Raw genomic sequence first — 17,180 nt, 5'->3', positions numbered from 1 at the left:
ATTATGAGCAGGGATTTTGCCCAGAAATCACCCAAGCGCGGTGGTGCTTCGCCCCGTCAGGAAGAGGAAGTTGTCACGCAGCGTCGTGAATTACCTGCATGGAGCTGGCTGATTTTTGGCGTTGTGCTGGGTTTTGGTCTGTCGGAATGGCTGGACGAAGACCCGGTTGCCCCTGCTCCGCGAATGGCTGCGGTGCCTGCAGCTCCGGCTCAGGTTGCTCCTGAAGCTGAAGCCCCGCAGGATGCCGAGCGTAAGCGTTTCGACTTTTACAACCTGCTGCCTCAGCAGGAGGTGACCACGGACACCGTAGAAGAGTACAAGTCGACCCCGCGTGATGCTGAAAACCTGCCGGAGTATATCCTGCAGGTGGGTTCTTTCCGTGCGATGGCGGATGCGGATCGTCTGGCGGCCCGGCTTAAAGCGGATGGTTATGAGATCAGTATCTCCAGTATCGATACCGAAAGCGGAACCTGGCATCGGGTGCGTATCGGTCCTTTTAAGGATCGTCGTAAGCTGAACATGGCTCAGGATGCGATGGCGCGACAGAATATTCAGTCGTTGCTGATTCGTTTGCCGCCGCAGCAGTGATGCTCTGATCTGCTCGTAATTGCAGCCTGACAGGCTGTTATGAAAAGCCGTTAATTGCTCTGAGAGGAACAATTAACGGCTTTTTGCGTTTCAGACGCTTAAAAGCTTGAAATTTTCAGGGGTTACCACCATCTAAAATCGTTCGGAAGGCAGAACGCCTTTCCAACAGTTTTCAGGTTGGTTTCCTGCTCAGGTAAGCGGTATCAGTTTGTAGGGAAGCGGGAAGCCAGCGCGTGTTTCTGAATAAGGTCTGAGAACTAACAAATCAGGTCTTTTCAAATCTATTTGGAGTAGCAGATGACTACGATTGTAGCTGTACGTCGTGACAATCAGGTGGTACTGGGCGGTGACGGTCAGGTTTCTCTGGGCAATACCGTAATGAAAGGCAATGCACGCAAAGTGCGTCGCCTTTACCGCAATCAGGTACTGGCTGGTTTTGCCGGTGGTACAGCAGATGCGTTTACTCTTTTTGAGCGTTTTGAGTCTCAACTGGAGAAGCACTCCGGTCAGTTGACCCGCGCTGCGGTTGAGATGGCGAAAGACTGGCGTACCGACCGTGCGCTGCGTCGTCTGGAAGCGATGCTGATTGTGGCAGATCACACGGCAACACTGGTGATCTCAGGTACCGGTGATGTGGTTGAGCCTGAGCATGGTGTGGTTTCTATCGGTTCCGGCGGTAACTTTGCTTTGGCAGCAGGCCGTGCCCTGCATGAAAATACCGATATGAGTGCGCAGGAAATTGTTGAGAAAAGTCTGCAGATGGCCGGTGATATCTGTGTCTTCACCAACCATTCGCCAACTATCGAAGAGCTGTCCTGGTAATCATTGCTGATTATTAAGCGCTGAAAGCGGATCACCCTGAAGGTAGCCAGCGTCACCGGCAGCAGGGTTGTCCTGAAATCTGAATCTTAAAATTTAAAGAGTGGATGTTATGTCTCAGATGACACCTCGTGAAATCGTTTCTGAACTGGACCGCTTTATTGTCGGTCAGGCTGATGCCAAGCGCGCTGTAGCGATCGCACTGCGTAACCGCTGGCGTCGTATGCAGCTGGATCCTGAGCTGCGTACCGAAGTTACCCCTAAGAACATTCTGATGATCGGCCCGACCGGTGTCGGTAAAACCGAGATCGCCCGTCGTCTGGCCAAACTGGCTAATGCCCCTTTTATCAAGGTTGAAGCAACCAAGTTCACCGAAGTGGGTTATGTCGGTCGTGATGTGGAAACCATCATCCGTGATCTGACTGATATGGCGATGAAGATGCTGCGCGAGCAGGAGATGAAGCGCGTACGTTTCCGTGCCGAAGAAGCTGCCGAAGAGCGCATTCTGGATGCATTGCTGCCACCACCGCGTGCCGGTTTCGGTGAAGAAGAGCCTGCCCGTGACAGCTCTACCCGTCAGGTTTTCCGTAAGAAACTGCGCGAAGGCGATCTGGATGACAAAGAGATCGAGATCGATGTAGCTGCACCTCAGGTCGGTGTTGAGATTATGGCGCCTCCTGGCATGGAAGAGATGACCAGTCAGCTGCAGAGCATGTTCTCTAACCTGTCTAATGAACGTACCAAAAAGCGCAAGCTGAAGGTTAAAGATGCTCTGCGCCAGGCGACCGATGAAGAAGCCGCTAAGCTGGTTAACGAAGACGAGCTGAAGTCTCAGGTGGTAGATACGGTTGAGCAGAACGGTATCGTCTTTATCGATGAGATCGATAAAGTTGCCAAGCGTGGTGAAGCTGGCGGTGCAGACGTTTCCCGTGAGGGTGTGCAGCGTGATCTGCTGCCGCTGATCGAAGGCAGCACGGTTTCTACCAAGCACGGTATGGTGAAAACAGATCACATTCTGTTTATCGCTTCCGGTGCCTTCCATCTGAGTAAGCCGTCGGATCTGATTCCTGAGCTGCAGGGCCGTCTGCCGATCCGTGTTGAACTGAGCGCTCTGACCCCGGATGACTTCAAGCGCATTCTGACTGAGCCTAAGGCAGCGCTGACGGTTCAGTATCAGGAGCTGATGAAAACCGAAGGTCTGGATATCGAATTCACCGAAGATGGCATCAGCCGTATCGCAGAGATCGCTTATCAGGTGAACGAAGGCACAGAAAATATTGGTGCCCGCCGTCTGCATACGGTAATGGAGCGTCTGCTGGAGAGTATCTCCTTCGAGGCGGCCGATATTCAGAACAAGGTCACTATCGATACCGATTATGTGAACAAGCAGCTGAATGATCTGGCGATGGATGAAGATCTGAGCCGCTTTATTCTGTAAGTTCTGATCTGATCATAAGCCGGTTGCCCGCAACCGGCTTTTTTGTGTTTAGCCGTCGTATACGTCGAGCATCGGTCTCATACTGATGCGGAGGAAAGAAAATGAGCCTCAAAGATTCGCAAACCCCAAAATCGCAGGTTCCTTCCAATATCAACTACCGTAAGTCAGCCAATATGCTGGAACTGAGCTATGCCGATGGCACTAAGCTTGAGCTGGAAGCTGAGTTGCTGCGGGTTTATTCACCATCGGCAGAAGTCCGTGGCCACGGTGCCGGTCAGGAAACTCTGCAGACCGGTAAAAAGGAAGTCCGTGTTCTGGATATGCAGCCTTCCGGCAGTTATGCCATCAAGATCTGTTTCGATGACGGCCATGATTCCGGTCTTTATGCCTGGGAATACCTCTATGAACTGGGCCGTCATAAAGAGGCGTTCTGGAAAGATTATCTGCGCCGCATGGAAGAGGCGGGCGCAAGCCGTGAACCCTCGCTGATCTCTATCAAACAATTGTAAGGGTTTGATTTTTAGCGTCCGGCATCGAACCGTCAGGCAAAGACAAAGCGTGCGGACCGGTTTACAATGTCGCCAATTTTGAAAGCAAAGGTTTTGTCATGTCCGAGTCAGAAAAGGAAAATCAAACCACCCACTTTGGTTATCAGCAGGTTGGTGTTGAAGAGAAGGCGGGTAAAGTAGCTGAGGTTTTCCACTCAGTCGCCGCAAAATATGACCTGATGAATGACCTGATGTCCATGGGCATTCACCGCCTGTGGAAGCGTATGACCATCGAGATGAGTGGCGTACGTCAGGGCAACAGCGTACTGGATATTGCCGGTGGTACCGGTGACCTGACGTTGAAGTTCTCCCGACTGGTGGGAAAAGATGGTCGTGTGGTTCTGGCAGACATCAATGATTCCATGCTGAAAGTGGGTCGTGACAAGCTACTGGACAAAGGCTGCAGCGGTAACGTGGAATTTGTACAGGCAAACGCTGAATGCCTGCCATTCCCGGATAACACCTTTGATTGCATCACCATCGCTTTCGGCCTGCGTAACGTTACCGACAAAGACAAAGCGCTGCGCTCCATGGCTCGTATTTTGAAGCCGGGCGGTCGTCTGCTGGTGCTGGAATTCTCCAAGCCGACCAATCCGGTGATGAGCAAGATCTACGATACTTACTCCTTCACCGCGCTGCCGTTTATGGGCAAGCTGGTGACCAATGACTCGGAAAGCTATCGCTACCTGGCTGAGTCGATCCGTATGCACCCGGATCAGGAAACCCTGAAGGGCATGATGGAAGATGCGGGTCTGTCCCGTGTGGAATATCACAACATGACCAGTGGCATCGTTGCCCTGCACCGTGGTGTAAAACTCTGATATGACCATCAGTCTGCCGACCGGAATGCTGCTCCATGGTGCGCTGGAAAGCGCGGAGCAGCTGATCAATCCTCTGCTGAAACGTGATGCGTCTGCACTTTCACAGCTGGGCGCAATGGCCGGAAAAGTGATTCGCGTTCATTGCACACAGCCAGAGATCGCGATTCTGATCTGGCCGTCAGAGCTGGGTTTGCATCTGGAACTGGATGCTTCCGTCAGTGCTGACCAGGTCGATCAGCCCTTGCCGGTTGATGCTGAGGTGGAAGGCAGCCTGAATGATTTTGCCCGCTTTATGCTGGCGGGAGACCGCCGGGAAGCCCTGCTGTTTGAAGGCACGCTGACCCTGCGGGGCGATACCGGTCTGGTGCGCAAACTGCAGAAGGTGACCTCGACACTGGATCTTGATCTGGTCTCTGTCAGTGAAAAACTGATCGGTGTGGTACCGACCGCCCTGTTGTCTGCTCCTTTGGCGGGCTTTGCCCGCTGGCGTGCGGGGCTGGGTAAAACCGCAATGCAGGACTGGCAGGAATATCTGCAGCATGAGCTGGCGCTATTACCTGCGGAAGCCGAGCTGAAAGGTTACAGCGATGGCGTGCTCAATACCCGTCGTAGTGTGGATCGTCTGAGTGCCCGTATCGAGCGTTTGCAGCAACAGCTTGCTTCGCTTTCGTCTGCATCATCAAGTTCATCAACACCGTCTTCATCTGCGGAAACCTCTTCGCCGTCAGAATCTGATCAATAATCCGGAGTCACCGTGTCCCGTCTGCTTCGTCTGTTTAAAATCATTTTTGTCTTCAGCCGTTACCGCTTAGACAGTCTGATTCCGGAAGATCGCCTGCCCTGGTTTGCAGTGCTGTTATTGCGCCTTAACCCGATGCGTATTCTGCCGGTGGGCAAAAAGAGTCGTGGTGAACGCCTTCGACTGGCTTTAGAAGAGCTAGGTCCCATCTTTATTAAGTTCGGCCAGATGCTGTCTACCCGTCGGGATCTGCTGCCGGATGATGTCGCCGATGAGCTGAAGAAGCTGCAGGATCAGGTGCCACCTTTTGCCAGCCATGTGGCGGTAAAAGAGATTGAGACGGCACTGGGCATGTCGGTGGGTGAACTCTTCAAGAGCTTTGAACGTGAGCCTATGGCCTCGGCATCGATGGCTCAGGTACACGCTGCCCAACTGAATACCGGTGAGCAGGTTGTTGTTAAAGTGATTCGTCCCGGTATCCGTAAGGTACTGAAAAAAGACGTTAAGCTGCTCTATACCCTGGCTTACACCCTGAACTACTGGGTACCGGAAGCCCGTCGTCTGCATCCGGTGGCGATTGTTAAAGATTACGAATCCACCCTGTTTGATGAGCTGGATCTGCAGAAAGAAGCTGCTAATACCTCTCAGCTTCGCCGTAACTTTGAAGGTTCACCAGCACTTTACGTACCCCAGGTCTATTGGGAAATGACCCGTCGTAATGTGATGGTTCAGGAGCGTATCTACGGTATTCCGGTGGCGGAAGTGGATGCTCTGATCGCCAACGGCACCGATATGAAAAAGCTGGCAGAACGTGGGGTAGAGGTGTTCTTTACTCAGGTGTTCCGCGATAACTTTTTCCACGCGGATATGCACCCGGGTAATATTTTTATCTCGGAAAAACATCCTCACGACCCGCAATATATCGGTATCGACTGCGGTATTGTCGGCAGTCTGTCAGAAGAAGATCAGCACTATCTGGCCCGTAATCTGTTGGCGTTTTTCCGACAGGATTACTACGAAGTGGCGCGTCTGCATATCGAATCCGGCTGGGTCGGTGAAGGCACCCGGGTGAATGAGTTTGCCACTGCGATACGCTCGGTATGTGAACCGATTTTTGAGAAGCCCCTGAAAGAGATCTCCTTCGGTCAGGTGCTGCTTGGTCTGTTTCAGACTGCCCGCCGTTTTAATATGGAAGTTCAGCCCCAGCTGGTGCTGCTGCAGAAAACCCTGCTCAATATTGAAGGTCTGGGTCGTCAGCTGTATCCGGATCTGGATCTCTGGAGCACCGCCAAGCCTTATCTGGAAAACTGGATGAAGCAGCGCATGGGGCCAAAAGGGGTGTGGAAAAATATCCGCAGTCAGTTCCCGGACTGGATGGAGCAGGCACCTGAACTGCCGAATATGGTGTACGGGGCGCTGGATCAAATTCGTAAAACCGAAGAGCGTCAGCTACGTCAGGAAGCTCTTTTACAGGAACTGGTGGACAGCTCTAAAACCCGCAGTAAGAAGAAATCCTCTTCGCTGGGGTGGTTGTTGCTGCTATCTGGTGTCTTTGTCGCCAGTGATGGTCTGCCCTGGTTGCAGCAGCTACCGGCAGAGGCGCAGGCTCTGATGGCGCTGGGTGTCTTCTTCCTGGTTCGCCGATAAATCGGGCAATTCTCCCAGCCTTTTTAGGCATGGTGTGTGATAGAAAATTCTATTATGCTTGGGCGTCAGCTTGTTTGACTGATTGGTTCAGAACAACCGTTAGAAAACAGTTATTTAGAGCGACATTATTTATTATACGGCTTATTCCGATACGGTAGATTTAACGCTGCCGTTTCATATAAACACGCAAGATAAGGCTGAGACCGATGAGTGAAGTACTGCAACAATTAGGTGATATTTTAGCGGAGCGTCGTAATGCAGATCCGGACACCTCTTACGTTGCCCAGCTTCACCATAAAGGCCTGAACAAAATTCTGGAAAAAGTGGGTGAAGAGGCCACGGAAACCATTATCGCGGCGAAAGATGCGGAGCGTTCCGGCGATGTCAGCGATGTGGTTTATGAAACCGCGGATCTTTGGTTCCACAGTCTGGTTGCACTGTCCCATCTTGGTCAGTCACCACAGGCAGTTCTGGATGAGCTGGCGCGCCGTTTCGGCATGTCGGGTATCGAAGAGAAAGCATCCCGCCAGAAGTCCTGAGCTTCTGACCTATTCCGGGCCTGAATAAGACGGCAGGAATACAGCAGGAAAGACACAAGAATAAACACTGATTTCAGTGGCTAACGCCAGGCGTTAGTTTTGAACTTACGGGAGTAAACACTATGTTAGGTGGTATCAGCATTTGGCAGTTACTGATTGTTCTGGGCATTATCATCCTGATTTTCGGAACCAAAAAACTGCGTAACGTCGGTAGTGATCTGGGTGGTGCCGTGAAAGGTTTTAAAGAAGCGGTAAACAATCCTGAGAAAGATGCTGATAAAGCGGATCAGGCTTCTATCGAGAAGAAAGAAGCAGACTCTGTGATCGACAGCACTGCTGAAAAAACTGAACAGAAAAAGTAACTGGGTGAGCCCCGCACATGTTTGATATTGGTTTCTTTGAACTTATCGTCATCGGCATTCTGGCACTTCTGGTGTTGGGGCCGGAGCGTCTGCCGAAAGCTGCCCGTACTGCGGGTATGTGGATCGGTCGTATCAAGCAAGGGTTCAGCTCGATTCAGCAGGAAGTGAATCAGCAGTTACACATGGAAGAGATGCAGCGTCAGCTTGAGGAAAATCGCCGTAAGCTGGAAGAAACGTTGCGCAAACAGGAGCAGAGTATTACGGAAAGTGCCGGTCCTCAGCCGACAACGCCGGATACTGCTGAATCCAAGCCTGTACAGGCTGTTGAGCAGGATGCTCCTGTTGCTCAGGTTCGCCCGGAAGATGAAGGCCCGTTTGGTACCACGCCATCGGCTCCGGCATCTTCTGCAACCACCTCTGATAAGTCCCCCTCTTCCGATCATAAAGGTTAGTTATGAGTCAGAATGAAGCGCCTCAGCTTCCGCCGGTTATTCCTGAGGAAGGTAAACACGCGCCTTTGATTGAACACCTGATCGAGCTGAGAGGAAAACTCCTGCGCTCGGTGGTGGTGATTCTGGTTGCCTTTTTGGCCCTATATCCTTTCTCCAATGAGCTTTATCTGATCGTCTCTGAACCGCTGCGGGCTCTGTTGCCGCCGGGAACTCAGATGATCGCAACGGAAGTTGCATCGCCCTTCCTTGCGCCTTTCAAGCTGACATTGGTAACGGCACTTTTTGCAGCCATTCCCTATGTGTTGTATCAGGTATGGAGTTTTATTGCGCCGGGTCTGTATCAGCATGAGAAGAAGATTGCGATGCCGCTGCTGGCATCCAGTGTGATCCTGTTTTATTCCGGTGCTGTATTTGCTTACTACGTTGTTTTTCCACTGATCTTTGCTTTCTTTACCTCGGCAGGCCCGACTGACATTGCGGTAATGACGGATATTAATTCGTACCTGAATTTTGTCCTCAAGCTGTTCTTTGCCTTTGGTGTCGCCTTTGAGATTCCGGTAGCGACCTTTATTCTGGTCTGGACCGGTATTACTACGGTGGAAGCCTTGTCTGAGAAGCGTCCTTATGTGGTGATCTTCTGTTTTGTCATCGGCATGCTGCTGACACCGCCGGATGTGATCTCTCAAACTCTTCTGGCTGTGCCCATGTGGTTGCTGTTTGAGCTGGGGATTCTGATGTCGCGTTTGGTGAAGCGATCAGCGGAAAAGGAAAAAGAAGCTTCCGGTGAAGCCTCAGAAGAAGAGTCGCAATAAGCGGCTCTTTTTTTATGTCGGTATTTATGTCGGTACAACGTCAATAGTATGCCCCTCGGCTCTGGTCGTAGGTGTTCTGACTTACAAATGTAAGAGATCTCTGATAGCCCGCCACTCTTGTTTCAGATCAAGTTAATTTCTGCGCATCTGGTCTTAAATAGACGGCTGCGACAGTTACCTGTTTTCTTCTATTTTCTGTGTCGCAGCTTTAACCAGCCTTTTGATTTCGAGAGCTTTTCGGGCTTTGGCTGGTCCTTTCAAAATTGCTAATAAGGATATTTTTGATCATGGTTGATCAGAGCAAAATCCTCTACGAAGACGATGACCATCAGGTGATCTGGTTCGGCTGGGAGGATCATGAGCATGAGTCCCTCGTTCAGTCTAATCAGCTTTTGATTATCAATGCGGATAACGCCTATCTACTGGATCCCGGTGGTGCCTTTATCTTTGCCGATGTTGCGGCTGAGGTGAATAAGTATGTTCCCCTGAGTCAGATCCGCTACATTCTGGCGACCCATCAGGATCCGGATGTTCTCTCCTCCATTACTCTCTGGCTGAAAGCCACCAGTGCCCGTTTGCTGGTTTCCCGTCTTTGGATCCGTTTTGTGTCCCACTTTGGTTTCAGTGATAACTCCCGTTTGGTGGCCATCGAAGACAGCGGTAAGCAGATTCGCCTGTTGGATGATGAGTACATCAAACTGATGCCTGCGCATTTTTTGCACAGTGAAGGTAATTTCTGTTTCTACGACACCCGTTCCAAAACGCTCTTTTCCGGTGATATCGGGGCTGCGGTATTTCCGGTGGGAGAGCGCTATCTCGAAGTGGATGATTGGGATACACACCTGAAATATATGGAAGGCTTCCATAAGCGTTACATGGGCAACAATGTAGCAACCCGCCGTTGGGTGGCGAGTGTGCGGGATCTGGAGATTGACCGAATCGTACCGCAACACGGGGCCATTATTCCGAAAGAACACGTTAATCAGTTTTTTGAATGGTTGGAGCAGCTGGAGTGCGGCACCGACCTGATTGATCTGATCTACGACAATGCGCTGTCCTGAAGGACATTCCGATGGAAAACAATAAGAAATGAGGTGAGCGATGTCTGAGCAGATTACCCGGGTAGATGAGAGCAAGATTCTGTATGAGGACGATGAACATCAGGTGGTCTGGTTTGGCTGGGAAGAACAGGAGGGGGCAGACTCTTTTGTTCAGACCAACCAGTGTCTGGTGGTAAATAACGATAAGGGATATTTTTTCGATCCGGGTGGCACCTATGTTTTCCATCATGTTCTGGAAAACATTATGCGGGTGATCAACCCTCGTCAGATCCGTTATCTGTTTGCGACCCATCAGGACCCGGACGTTTGCTCATCGATTCCTTACTGGATGAAAACTACGGATGCGGATCTCCTGATTTCGCGGCTCTGGCTGCATTTTGTTTCTCACTTTGGCATGGAAGATGTGGATCGGGTCGTTGCTGTACCTGATGGTGGGGGGCGTATCAGCTTGGATACCGGCGATTATATCGCCATGGTTCCTGCACACTTTTTACACAGTGAGGGGAATTTCAGTATCTACGACAGTCGTTCCAAGATTCTTTTTTCCGGTGATATCGGTGCCGCGATATTTCCTCCCGGTAAGCGCACCATGTTTGTCGAAGATTTTGATGCCCATTTGCCTTTTATGGAAGGTTTCCACAAGCGCTATATGCACAGTAATCAGGTGTGTGCCCGCTGGGTGGAGCAGGTGCGTCAGTTAGATATCAAAATGATCGTGCCACAGCACGGTTCTATTTTCCCGGAAGATCAGATTGAACGTTTTCTGGGCTGGTTCAGTGAGCTGCGTTGTGGCGGCGATTACATTGAACAGATCTACAGGGATGAACGCTTTTAGTAAGCCAGATGTCTGGCAGGAAGTAAGCCTATGATCATGAAGGATTTTGAGCTTAGCTCAATCTCAGCAGATGAACTGATTGTAAACCAGCCAGTGCCCTGGCCGGTTTATGATGAGTTCGGAAAATTGCTGATGGCGAAAGGCTCTGTGATACGGACGGAACGTCAGCGTGACATTCTGATGCGGGTGGGGCTGTACGCCCGTGAGATCGGTGATGATGAGGAAGAGGAAAAAACACTCAAGCCGGTCACCTTTAATCGCTCGGTAAACCCTTTTGCAGAGTTTGAAGATCTGTGTCTGAGGCTGTCGGAACTGTTTCAGTACATCGAAAAGAAACAGAACCCGCCGGAAGATGCGGTCTATAAACGCACTATGGGTATCGTTACCTATCTGCAGGGACTGGTGGCCTACGATGCGGATGCCATGATAGGCGCGGTGCATCTGATCGATAGCTTCCCATACCATATTCTGCACCCCGTGCAGTGTGCGGTGCTGTGCGAGGTGATCGCACTGCGTCTGGAGATTGAGCAGGAGAAGAAACTGCCCATGCTGGCAGCGGCACTGACTGGCAACATCGCAATGAATGCCTATCAGGTAAAACTGCACCAGCAGCGTAAGCCTCTGACTGAGCAGCAGCGTGAAGTGATCGAGAAGCATCCGGAAGTGAGTGCCGCCATGCTGGAATCTGTGAGTGTTAAGGATGAATACTGGATTAAGTTGGTGAAGAGCCATCATGAGCGTCCGGATGGCAGTGGTTACCCTCGTGGGCTGAAGGCTGATGCCTTGCCGATTGAGGCCAAGATTATTGCCTTGTCTGATGTATATTGCGCTATGGTGACGCCGCGTCCTTATCGGGAACCGGTTTCCTATAAGGCGACGTTAAGAGAGTTGTTTGTTCAGCGTGGGCAAAGTGTTGATGAGCGTCTGACGACCATCTTTGTACATGAACTGGGACTATACCCACCGGGCGTTTATGTGAAGCTGCAAAACGGTGAGCTCGCGGTAGTGGTTGGTCGTACGCAAAGCCCGAAAGAGCCCTTGGTGGCCAGTGTGCGCAAAGCCGATGGCAATGTTTTCCTCAGTCCCCGTCGACGGAATACAGGAATCCGGGAATTCACGATCAGAGCAACCTGCAGTCAGAAAGATCAGGTTGCCGTTAATCCGGCAACCCTTTGGGGGATTCAGGCGCTTCAGGTTCAGAAGAAGAGAATTATGTGATCAGCACATGCTGATCACTTTTTCTACCAGAGCGGAAATACCTTTCTCAGCCTCAGAGATGCGTTTGGCTTCCATATAGGCCGGTGTTGTAATCACTCTGTGTTCAAAGTCCACAACGATGCCGTCCACATTGCAGCCAATATGCACGCCGCCCATGCTATTAACTTCACCGGATGCAGCTGCGCCATGACCAACAGTGCAGCTGATACCCTTGCCTAAAATTTTAGGCAGCAATACCGGAGCGATGCAGATCATGCCGATCGGCTTGCGTTGCTCATGGAAGCCCCGGATCAGCTCTGCAAAAGGCTCGTAAACATCGCAGTCACCGCCTTTGAAGGCGAAGTCTGAGAAGTTCTTTGCGACACCAAAACCACCCGGCACGATAACCGCATCATAATTATTTGGGTTGGCCTCCTGTAAAGGCTGCACTTCCCCTCGGTTTATACGGCTGGCCTCGGTCAGCACATTGCGCTTTTCTGCCATCGGCTCGCCGGTTCTGTGCTCAATCACATGATGTTGTTCGATATCCGGAGCAAAACAGGTGATCTCCGCATCATGCCGGTCAAGGTGCAGAAGTGTCAGAGTGGCTTCGAATATTTCTGCGCCATCAAACACGCCGCAACCGGAAAGAATAACCGCAACTTTTTTTGTTCTCATAGCTGTCTCCTTCAGGTCAGTTTTGTACTGACGCTACAGATTTACCAACAGGCTTACAATTCACTCTTAGATGCTAACAGGTGTATCCAGAGGGATCGGGCAGGAGCTGGCGCTGTACTGAAAGCTATTCGGGTCAGTACTTCACCTTCTGTTTTAGGGCAGAGCCTAATAACCAGAGTAGGTTGTTTGTGGGTAATTTCCCAGCATCCGGCTGACCTATCTGCATTTCAGCATGGCCATCTTGGGGCTGTGCGACATAGCTGGAAAACAAGCGATCCCAGATACTCAGGTTGAAACCGAAGTTACTGTGCATCTCTCTGGAATAGATGGAGTGGTGTACCCGATGCATATCAGGAGTAACAAAAAGGCGCCTGATCAGACGATCTGCTTTGGTCGGCAGGGCGAGATTTGAATGGTTAAACAGTGCCATCCCATTCAGCAATATCTCAAAAATAATAACGGCGACAGCTGGTGCACCAAGCAGCAGGATGGCTGCATTTTTGATCAGTACCGACAGCACGATTTCAATCGGGTGAAAACGAAGTGCAGTGGAGAGGTCGTAGTCAGCATCATAGTGATGAACTCTGTGTAATCGCCATAGGATCGGCACTCGATGGAAGATGCGGTGCTGCCAGTAGATCAGGCCATCCAGAAGGATCACGGATGCGATAACGGCCAGTAACCAGGGCGTATCTGTGACATTAAACAGGCCAATATCGTTTTCCAGAGCCCAATCTGCCACGGCAACTGGCAGCATAGCGCCCAAAGCGAAGCGAACAATGATGCTGTCGATGATCACGATGCCAAAATTGGTCAGCCAGCGCCTGAGTAATGGATAAGAGGGTTTTCGGCGAGGGAAAAGCTTCTGAGCAATGCCAAGAGTCAGGATCAGGCTTAAAAACACAGTAAGTCGGATTGTGGATTCATCCATAGATTTTGCCTTCGAAAGCTTGGGTATTAATCAGCTTGTCAGTTGATAACGTTTTGATAAACGGTCTGTCAGAAGCATAACTGGTTTAGGGTTGTCTTATGTATGATTTTTATTGATCAGTCCGGTTCCGTGATCAGGCTATGAATTTCCCTACTTGATTTTATAACGGCCGCGCGTGACCATTGATCGGATAAGTTAATTATGGACTCTGCCTCTTTGAAATATTTTTGTCATCTTGGTGATGGATACTTTAAAGAGGCAGGTGATTCTCCTTTTTTGTGGAGTGTGATACACAGTGTTTAATGCCAGCCAACGTTCGTTTCCGGCTACACGTATGCGTCGTATGCGTGCCGATGATTTTTCCCGTCGTTTAATGCGTGAAAACCATCTGAGTGTTGATGATCTTATCTATCCTGTATTCGTTCTGGATGGTGAAAATCGTCGTGAAGCAGTTGCTTCGATGCCGGGTGTTGAGCGTCTAAGTCTTGATCTGCTGCTGAAAGAAGCCAGAGAGCTGGTAGCTCTTGGTATTCCTGCGATTGCCCTGTTTCCAGTGTTGTCGCAGGAAGCCAAAAGTGAATTTGCAGAAGAGGCTTTCAATGCCAATGGTCTGGTTCAGCGTGCAGTAAAAGCACTGAAAGATCAGCATCCTGAGCTGGGTATCATTACCGATGTTGCTCTTGACCCATACACCATTCACGGTCAGGACGGCATTCTGGATGCCAACGGTTATGTGTTGAATGACCGTACCGTTGAAACTCTGGTTAAGCAGGCGCTTTCCCATGCAGAAGCAGGTGCGGATGTTGTCGCGCCTTCTGACATGATGGATGGTCGAATCGGTTCGATCCGTGCCGTGCTGGAGCAGGAAAACCTGGTCAATACCCGAATCCTGTCTTATGCCGCCAAGTATGCTTCTGCTTATTACGGTCCTTTCCGTGATGCAGTGGGTTCAGCAGGTAATCTGGGCGCGGGTAACAAGTACAGCTACCAGATGGATCCGGCCAACTCCGATGAGGCGCTGCATGAAGTGGCGCTGGATCTTGCAGAAGGCGCGGATATGGTGATGGTTAAGCCGGGTATGCCGTATCTGGATATTGTCCATCGCGTTAAAACAGAATTAAAAGTGCCGACCTTTGTTTATCAGGTCAGCGGTGAGTATGCGATGCACATGGCTGCGTTCCAGAATGGTTGGTTGTCCGAAGAGGCGGTCACTCTGGAATCTCTGATGTGCATTAAGCGTTCCGGTGCAGACGGTATTCTTACCTACTTCGCCAAACGCGCTGCCATTTTGCTGCAGAAATAACTGAAACGAGGGTGGGCCGGTGAAAACTACGGAGAGTATTCCATGGACCAATCAAACCAAACTGTTCCACCCTCGTCAGAGGATTCCTACGGCCAGGATGGCGGTACAGGACGCCCTATCTTGAGAATCAATCGCTCTGACAGTGGTACCCGTGGTAAGACTGCGGAAGATACCGATAATGTCATCAATCTGGACAGCCCTGAGTTATACATAAACCGGGAGCTGAGCCATCTGCAGTTCAATATCCGCGTGCTGGAACAGGCGCTGGATACGTCACACCCTATTCTGAATCGTCTGATGTTCCTGCTGATCTTCAGCAGCAATCTGGATGAGTTCTTTGAAATTCGTGTTGCAGGTCTTAAGCGTCAGGTTGCTTTCAGCCGAGAGAAAAGTGACGCAGATGGTTTGATGCCACAGGAGCTGATCCGTCAGGTCAGCGATATCTGCCATGAGCAGGTTGAGCGTCAGTACAGCATTCTGAATGATCAGCTGATTCCTGAGCTGGAAAACGAAGGTATTCGTTTTCTGCGCCGTGATAGCTGGAATAAGAAACAGGCTGAATGGGTTAAAGATTTCTTCCGCGATCAGATTCAGCCTGTGATCAGTCCTATTGGTCTTGATCCGTCCCACCCATTTCCGCGCCTTGTGAACAAGAGTCTTAACTTTATCGTTTCACTGGAAGGTAAAGATGCTTTTGGTCGTGAAGGTGGACTGGCGATTATTCCTGCACCGCGTTCTCTGCCGCGCCTGATTCGGGTGCCGGATGAGATTTGTGATGACGGCGATAACTTTGTCTTCCTGTCATCGATGATTCATGCCCATGCGGAAGAGCTCTTCCCGGGGATGAAGGTTAAAGGTTGCTTCCAGTTCCGTCTGACCCGAAATGCCGACCTGATTGTTGACCCGGAAGAAGTGAGCGATCTGGCAAGCGCCCTACGAGGTGAGTTGTTGTCCCGTCGTTATGGTGATGCGGTTCGTCTCGAGGTGGTTGATACCTGTCCGCAGGAATTGATTGATGTGTTGCTTCTGCAGTTTGGTCTGACCGATCAGGAGCTGTACAAGGTGAATGGTCCGGTTAACCTGACCCGCATGATGGCGGTGATGGGTGAGCTGGATCGTCCGGGGTTGATGTATCCGCTCTTTACGCCGGGTACTGCCAAGCCTCTGCGTCGGGGTAACAGCATTATCGAAGCGATGCAGCAAAACGATATTCTGTTACAGCATCCTTTTGAATCCTTCACGCCGATTATCGATCTGCTGCGTGAGGCCGCCCGTGATCCGGATGTGCTGGCTATCAAACAGACGCTGTATCGTACTGGTGCGGATTCGCAGATTGTGGATGCTCTGGTGGATGCGGCTCGGAACAACAAAGAAGTGACAGTGGTGATTGAGCTGCGGGCGCGCTTTGATGAGGCGGACAACCTGCAGTTGGCGAGTCGTCTTCAGGAAGCAGGTGCAGTCGTGATTTATGGCGTGGTTGCCTATAAGACCCATGCGAAAATGATGCATATTGTTCGCCGTGAGGGTAATAAGATTCGTCACTACGCTCATCTGGGTACCGGTAACTATCACGCTAAGACCGCCAAACTTTATACCGACTACAGCATGCTCACCAGCGATCCAGCGTTGTGTGAAGATGTGCACAAGGTTTTCCTGCAGCTGTCCGGTATGGGCAAAACCCTGAATATGAAGAAGTTGCTGCATGCACCCTTTACACTTCAGAAAACGTTGGTTGAGAAAATTGAACGGGAAGCTGAGTTGGCCGAGAAGGGTAAAGGCGGACGCCTGATCTTTAAGTGCAACTCCCTGACTGACCCTAAAATGATAAAGGCGTTATACAAGGCATCTCAGGCTGGTGTGAAGTGTGATCTGATTATCCGTGGGATGTGCTGTTTGCGTCCTGGTATTGAAGGCGTCTCGGACAATATCACCGTACGCTCTATCGTTGGTCGCTTCCTCGAGCATACCCGCGTTTACTATTTCGAAAACGGCGGGGAAGAAGAGGTCTATTGTGCCAGTGCAGATCTTATGGAGCGTAATCTCTATAAGCGTGTGGAAACCTGTTTCCCGATCACAGCTAAAAAGCTGGCGCAACGAGTGATCAACGATCTTGAGACTTATCTGCTGGATAATTGCCAAAGTTGGTTGCTGCAAACTGATGGGTCTTATCTGTCTGCGGCGGCAAACCGGCAGGAAGAGGCGGAAGAGATCAGTGCTCAGGAAACACTGATTGATGCATACGCCCAGCGTAGCTGATCGTTTTCTATAGCGAGATAGACTGAAAAGCCCGGCACCATTAGGTGTCGGGTTTTTTTGTGCCTGTCGTTTGTTGTGTTGTGAGCCCCCGTGTTTGCAGAGGCTTGGCTGCATCGTTTTGAAAATATTCAGTTTTTTTGAAACTTTTTTACTT

At 50.7% G+C, this 17,180-nt stretch carries 18 protein-coding genes; 16 read left to right on the top strand and 2 right to left on the bottom strand.

Going from position 1 to position 17,180, the window contains the following annotated elements; genetic code table 11:
* Positions 1-3 precede the first annotated feature (3 nt).
* From BV405_RS03680 to BV405_RS03615, 14 genes are all read left to right on the top strand, one after another.
* Positions 4-588, top strand: a complete 585-nt coding sequence (locus BV405_RS03680; RefSeq protein ID WP_086479532.1) for an SPOR domain-containing protein — start codon at positions 4-6, stop codon at positions 586-588.
* Between the two features lie 297 nt (positions 589-885).
* Positions 886-1,410, top strand: coding sequence for an ATP-dependent protease subunit HslV (gene hslV, locus BV405_RS03675; protein ID WP_086479531.1), 525 nt, complete (start codon positions 886-888; stop codon positions 1,408-1,410).
* Between the two features lie 109 nt (positions 1,411-1,519).
* The gene (gene hslU / locus BV405_RS03670; protein WP_086479530.1) at positions 1,520-2,845 is read left to right on the top strand and encodes an ATP-dependent protease ATPase subunit HslU; all 1,326 of its coding nucleotides are present in this window, start codon (positions 1,520-1,522) and stop codon (positions 2,843-2,845) included.
* A gap of 101 nt (positions 2,846-2,946) precedes the next feature.
* Positions 2,947-3,354: a gamma-butyrobetaine hydroxylase family protein gene (locus tag BV405_RS03665; RefSeq protein WP_086479529.1), complete on the top strand. Its 408-nt coding sequence runs from the start codon at positions 2,947-2,949 to the stop codon at positions 3,352-3,354.
* Between the two features lie 98 nt (positions 3,355-3,452).
* Positions 3,453-4,214: a bifunctional demethylmenaquinone methyltransferase/2-methoxy-6-polyprenyl-1,4-benzoquinol methylase UbiE gene (gene ubiE / locus BV405_RS03660; protein WP_086479528.1), complete on the top strand. Its 762-nt coding sequence runs from the start codon at positions 3,453-3,455 to the stop codon at positions 4,212-4,214.
* Position 4,215: 1 nt separating this feature from the next.
* Complete coding sequence (locus BV405_RS03655; RefSeq protein ID WP_086479527.1) at positions 4,216-4,956, top strand: ubiquinone biosynthesis accessory factor UbiJ; 741 nt, start codon at positions 4,216-4,218, stop codon at positions 4,954-4,956.
* Positions 4,957-4,968: 12 nt separating this feature from the next.
* On the top strand, positions 4,969-6,600 hold the full coding sequence (ubiB, locus tag BV405_RS03650; RefSeq protein ID WP_086479526.1) for a ubiquinone biosynthesis regulatory protein kinase UbiB: 1,632 nt from the start codon (positions 4,969-4,971) through the stop codon (positions 6,598-6,600).
* 206 nt (positions 6,601-6,806) lie between these two features.
* Positions 6,807-7,139 carry a phosphoribosyl-ATP diphosphatase gene (locus BV405_RS03645; RefSeq protein WP_086479525.1) on the top strand — a complete coding sequence of 111 codons (333 nt, stop codon included), beginning with the start codon at positions 6,807-6,809 and terminating at the stop codon, positions 7,137-7,139.
* Between the two features lie 122 nt (positions 7,140-7,261).
* Positions 7,262-7,501: a Sec-independent protein translocase subunit TatA gene (tatA, locus tag BV405_RS03640; protein ID WP_086479524.1), complete on the top strand. Its 240-nt coding sequence runs from the start codon at positions 7,262-7,264 to the stop codon at positions 7,499-7,501.
* Between the two features lie 17 nt (positions 7,502-7,518).
* Positions 7,519-7,953, top strand: coding sequence for a Sec-independent protein translocase protein TatB (gene tatB, locus BV405_RS03635; protein ID WP_086479523.1), 435 nt, complete (start codon positions 7,519-7,521; stop codon positions 7,951-7,953).
* Between the two features lie 2 nt (positions 7,954-7,955).
* Positions 7,956-8,765: a twin-arginine translocase subunit TatC gene (gene tatC, locus BV405_RS03630; RefSeq protein ID WP_086479522.1), complete on the top strand. Its 810-nt coding sequence runs from the start codon at positions 7,956-7,958 to the stop codon at positions 8,763-8,765.
* Between the two features lie 287 nt (positions 8,766-9,052).
* On the top strand, positions 9,053-9,826 hold the full coding sequence (locus tag BV405_RS03625; protein WP_086479521.1) for an oxygen-binding di-iron domain-containing protein: 774 nt from the start codon (positions 9,053-9,055) through the stop codon (positions 9,824-9,826).
* A 40-nt stretch (positions 9,827-9,866) separates the two neighbouring features.
* On the top strand, positions 9,867-10,661 hold the full coding sequence (locus BV405_RS03620) for an oxygen-binding di-iron domain-containing protein (RefSeq protein ID WP_086479520.1): 795 nt from the start codon (positions 9,867-9,869) through the stop codon (positions 10,659-10,661).
* 30 nt (positions 10,662-10,691) lie between these two features.
* Positions 10,692-11,879 (top strand): HD-GYP domain-containing protein, encoded by a 1,188-nt coding sequence (locus BV405_RS03615; protein WP_086479519.1) that lies wholly within the window; start codon positions 10,692-10,694, stop codon positions 11,877-11,879.
* On the opposite strand, the gene elbB is transcribed toward BV405_RS03615, so the two are convergent.
* Positions 11,880-12,536 carry an isoprenoid biosynthesis glyoxalase ElbB gene (gene elbB / locus BV405_RS03610; protein WP_086479518.1) on the bottom strand — a complete coding sequence of 219 codons (657 nt, stop codon included), beginning with the start codon at positions 12,534-12,536 and terminating at the stop codon, positions 11,880-11,882.
* Positions 12,537-12,669: 133 nt separating this feature from the next.
* Positions 12,670-13,467, bottom strand: coding sequence for a sterol desaturase family protein (locus BV405_RS03605; protein ID WP_086479517.1), 798 nt, complete (start codon positions 13,465-13,467; stop codon positions 12,670-12,672).
* A 295-nt stretch (positions 13,468-13,762) separates the two neighbouring features.
* On the opposite strand from BV405_RS03605, the gene hemB reads away from it, so the two are divergent.
* On the top strand, positions 13,763-14,770 hold the full coding sequence (gene hemB, locus BV405_RS03600; RefSeq protein ID WP_086479516.1) for a porphobilinogen synthase: 1,008 nt from the start codon (positions 13,763-13,765) through the stop codon (positions 14,768-14,770).
* A 42-nt stretch (positions 14,771-14,812) separates the two neighbouring features.
* Positions 14,813-17,026 (top strand): polyphosphate kinase 1, encoded by a 2,214-nt coding sequence (gene ppk1, locus BV405_RS03595; protein WP_086479515.1) that lies wholly within the window; start codon positions 14,813-14,815, stop codon positions 17,024-17,026.
* Positions 17,027-17,180 lie beyond the last annotated feature (154 nt).

Source organism: Oceanospirillum sanctuarii (assembly GCF_002150805.1).
In the GTDB taxonomy this organism is placed as follows: Bacteria; Pseudomonadota; Gammaproteobacteria; order Pseudomonadales; family Halomonadaceae; genus Oceanospirillum; species Oceanospirillum sanctuarii.
The sequence above is the reverse complement of the archived record's forward strand: the minus strand, read 5'-3'. Positions and strand labels throughout refer to the sequence as shown.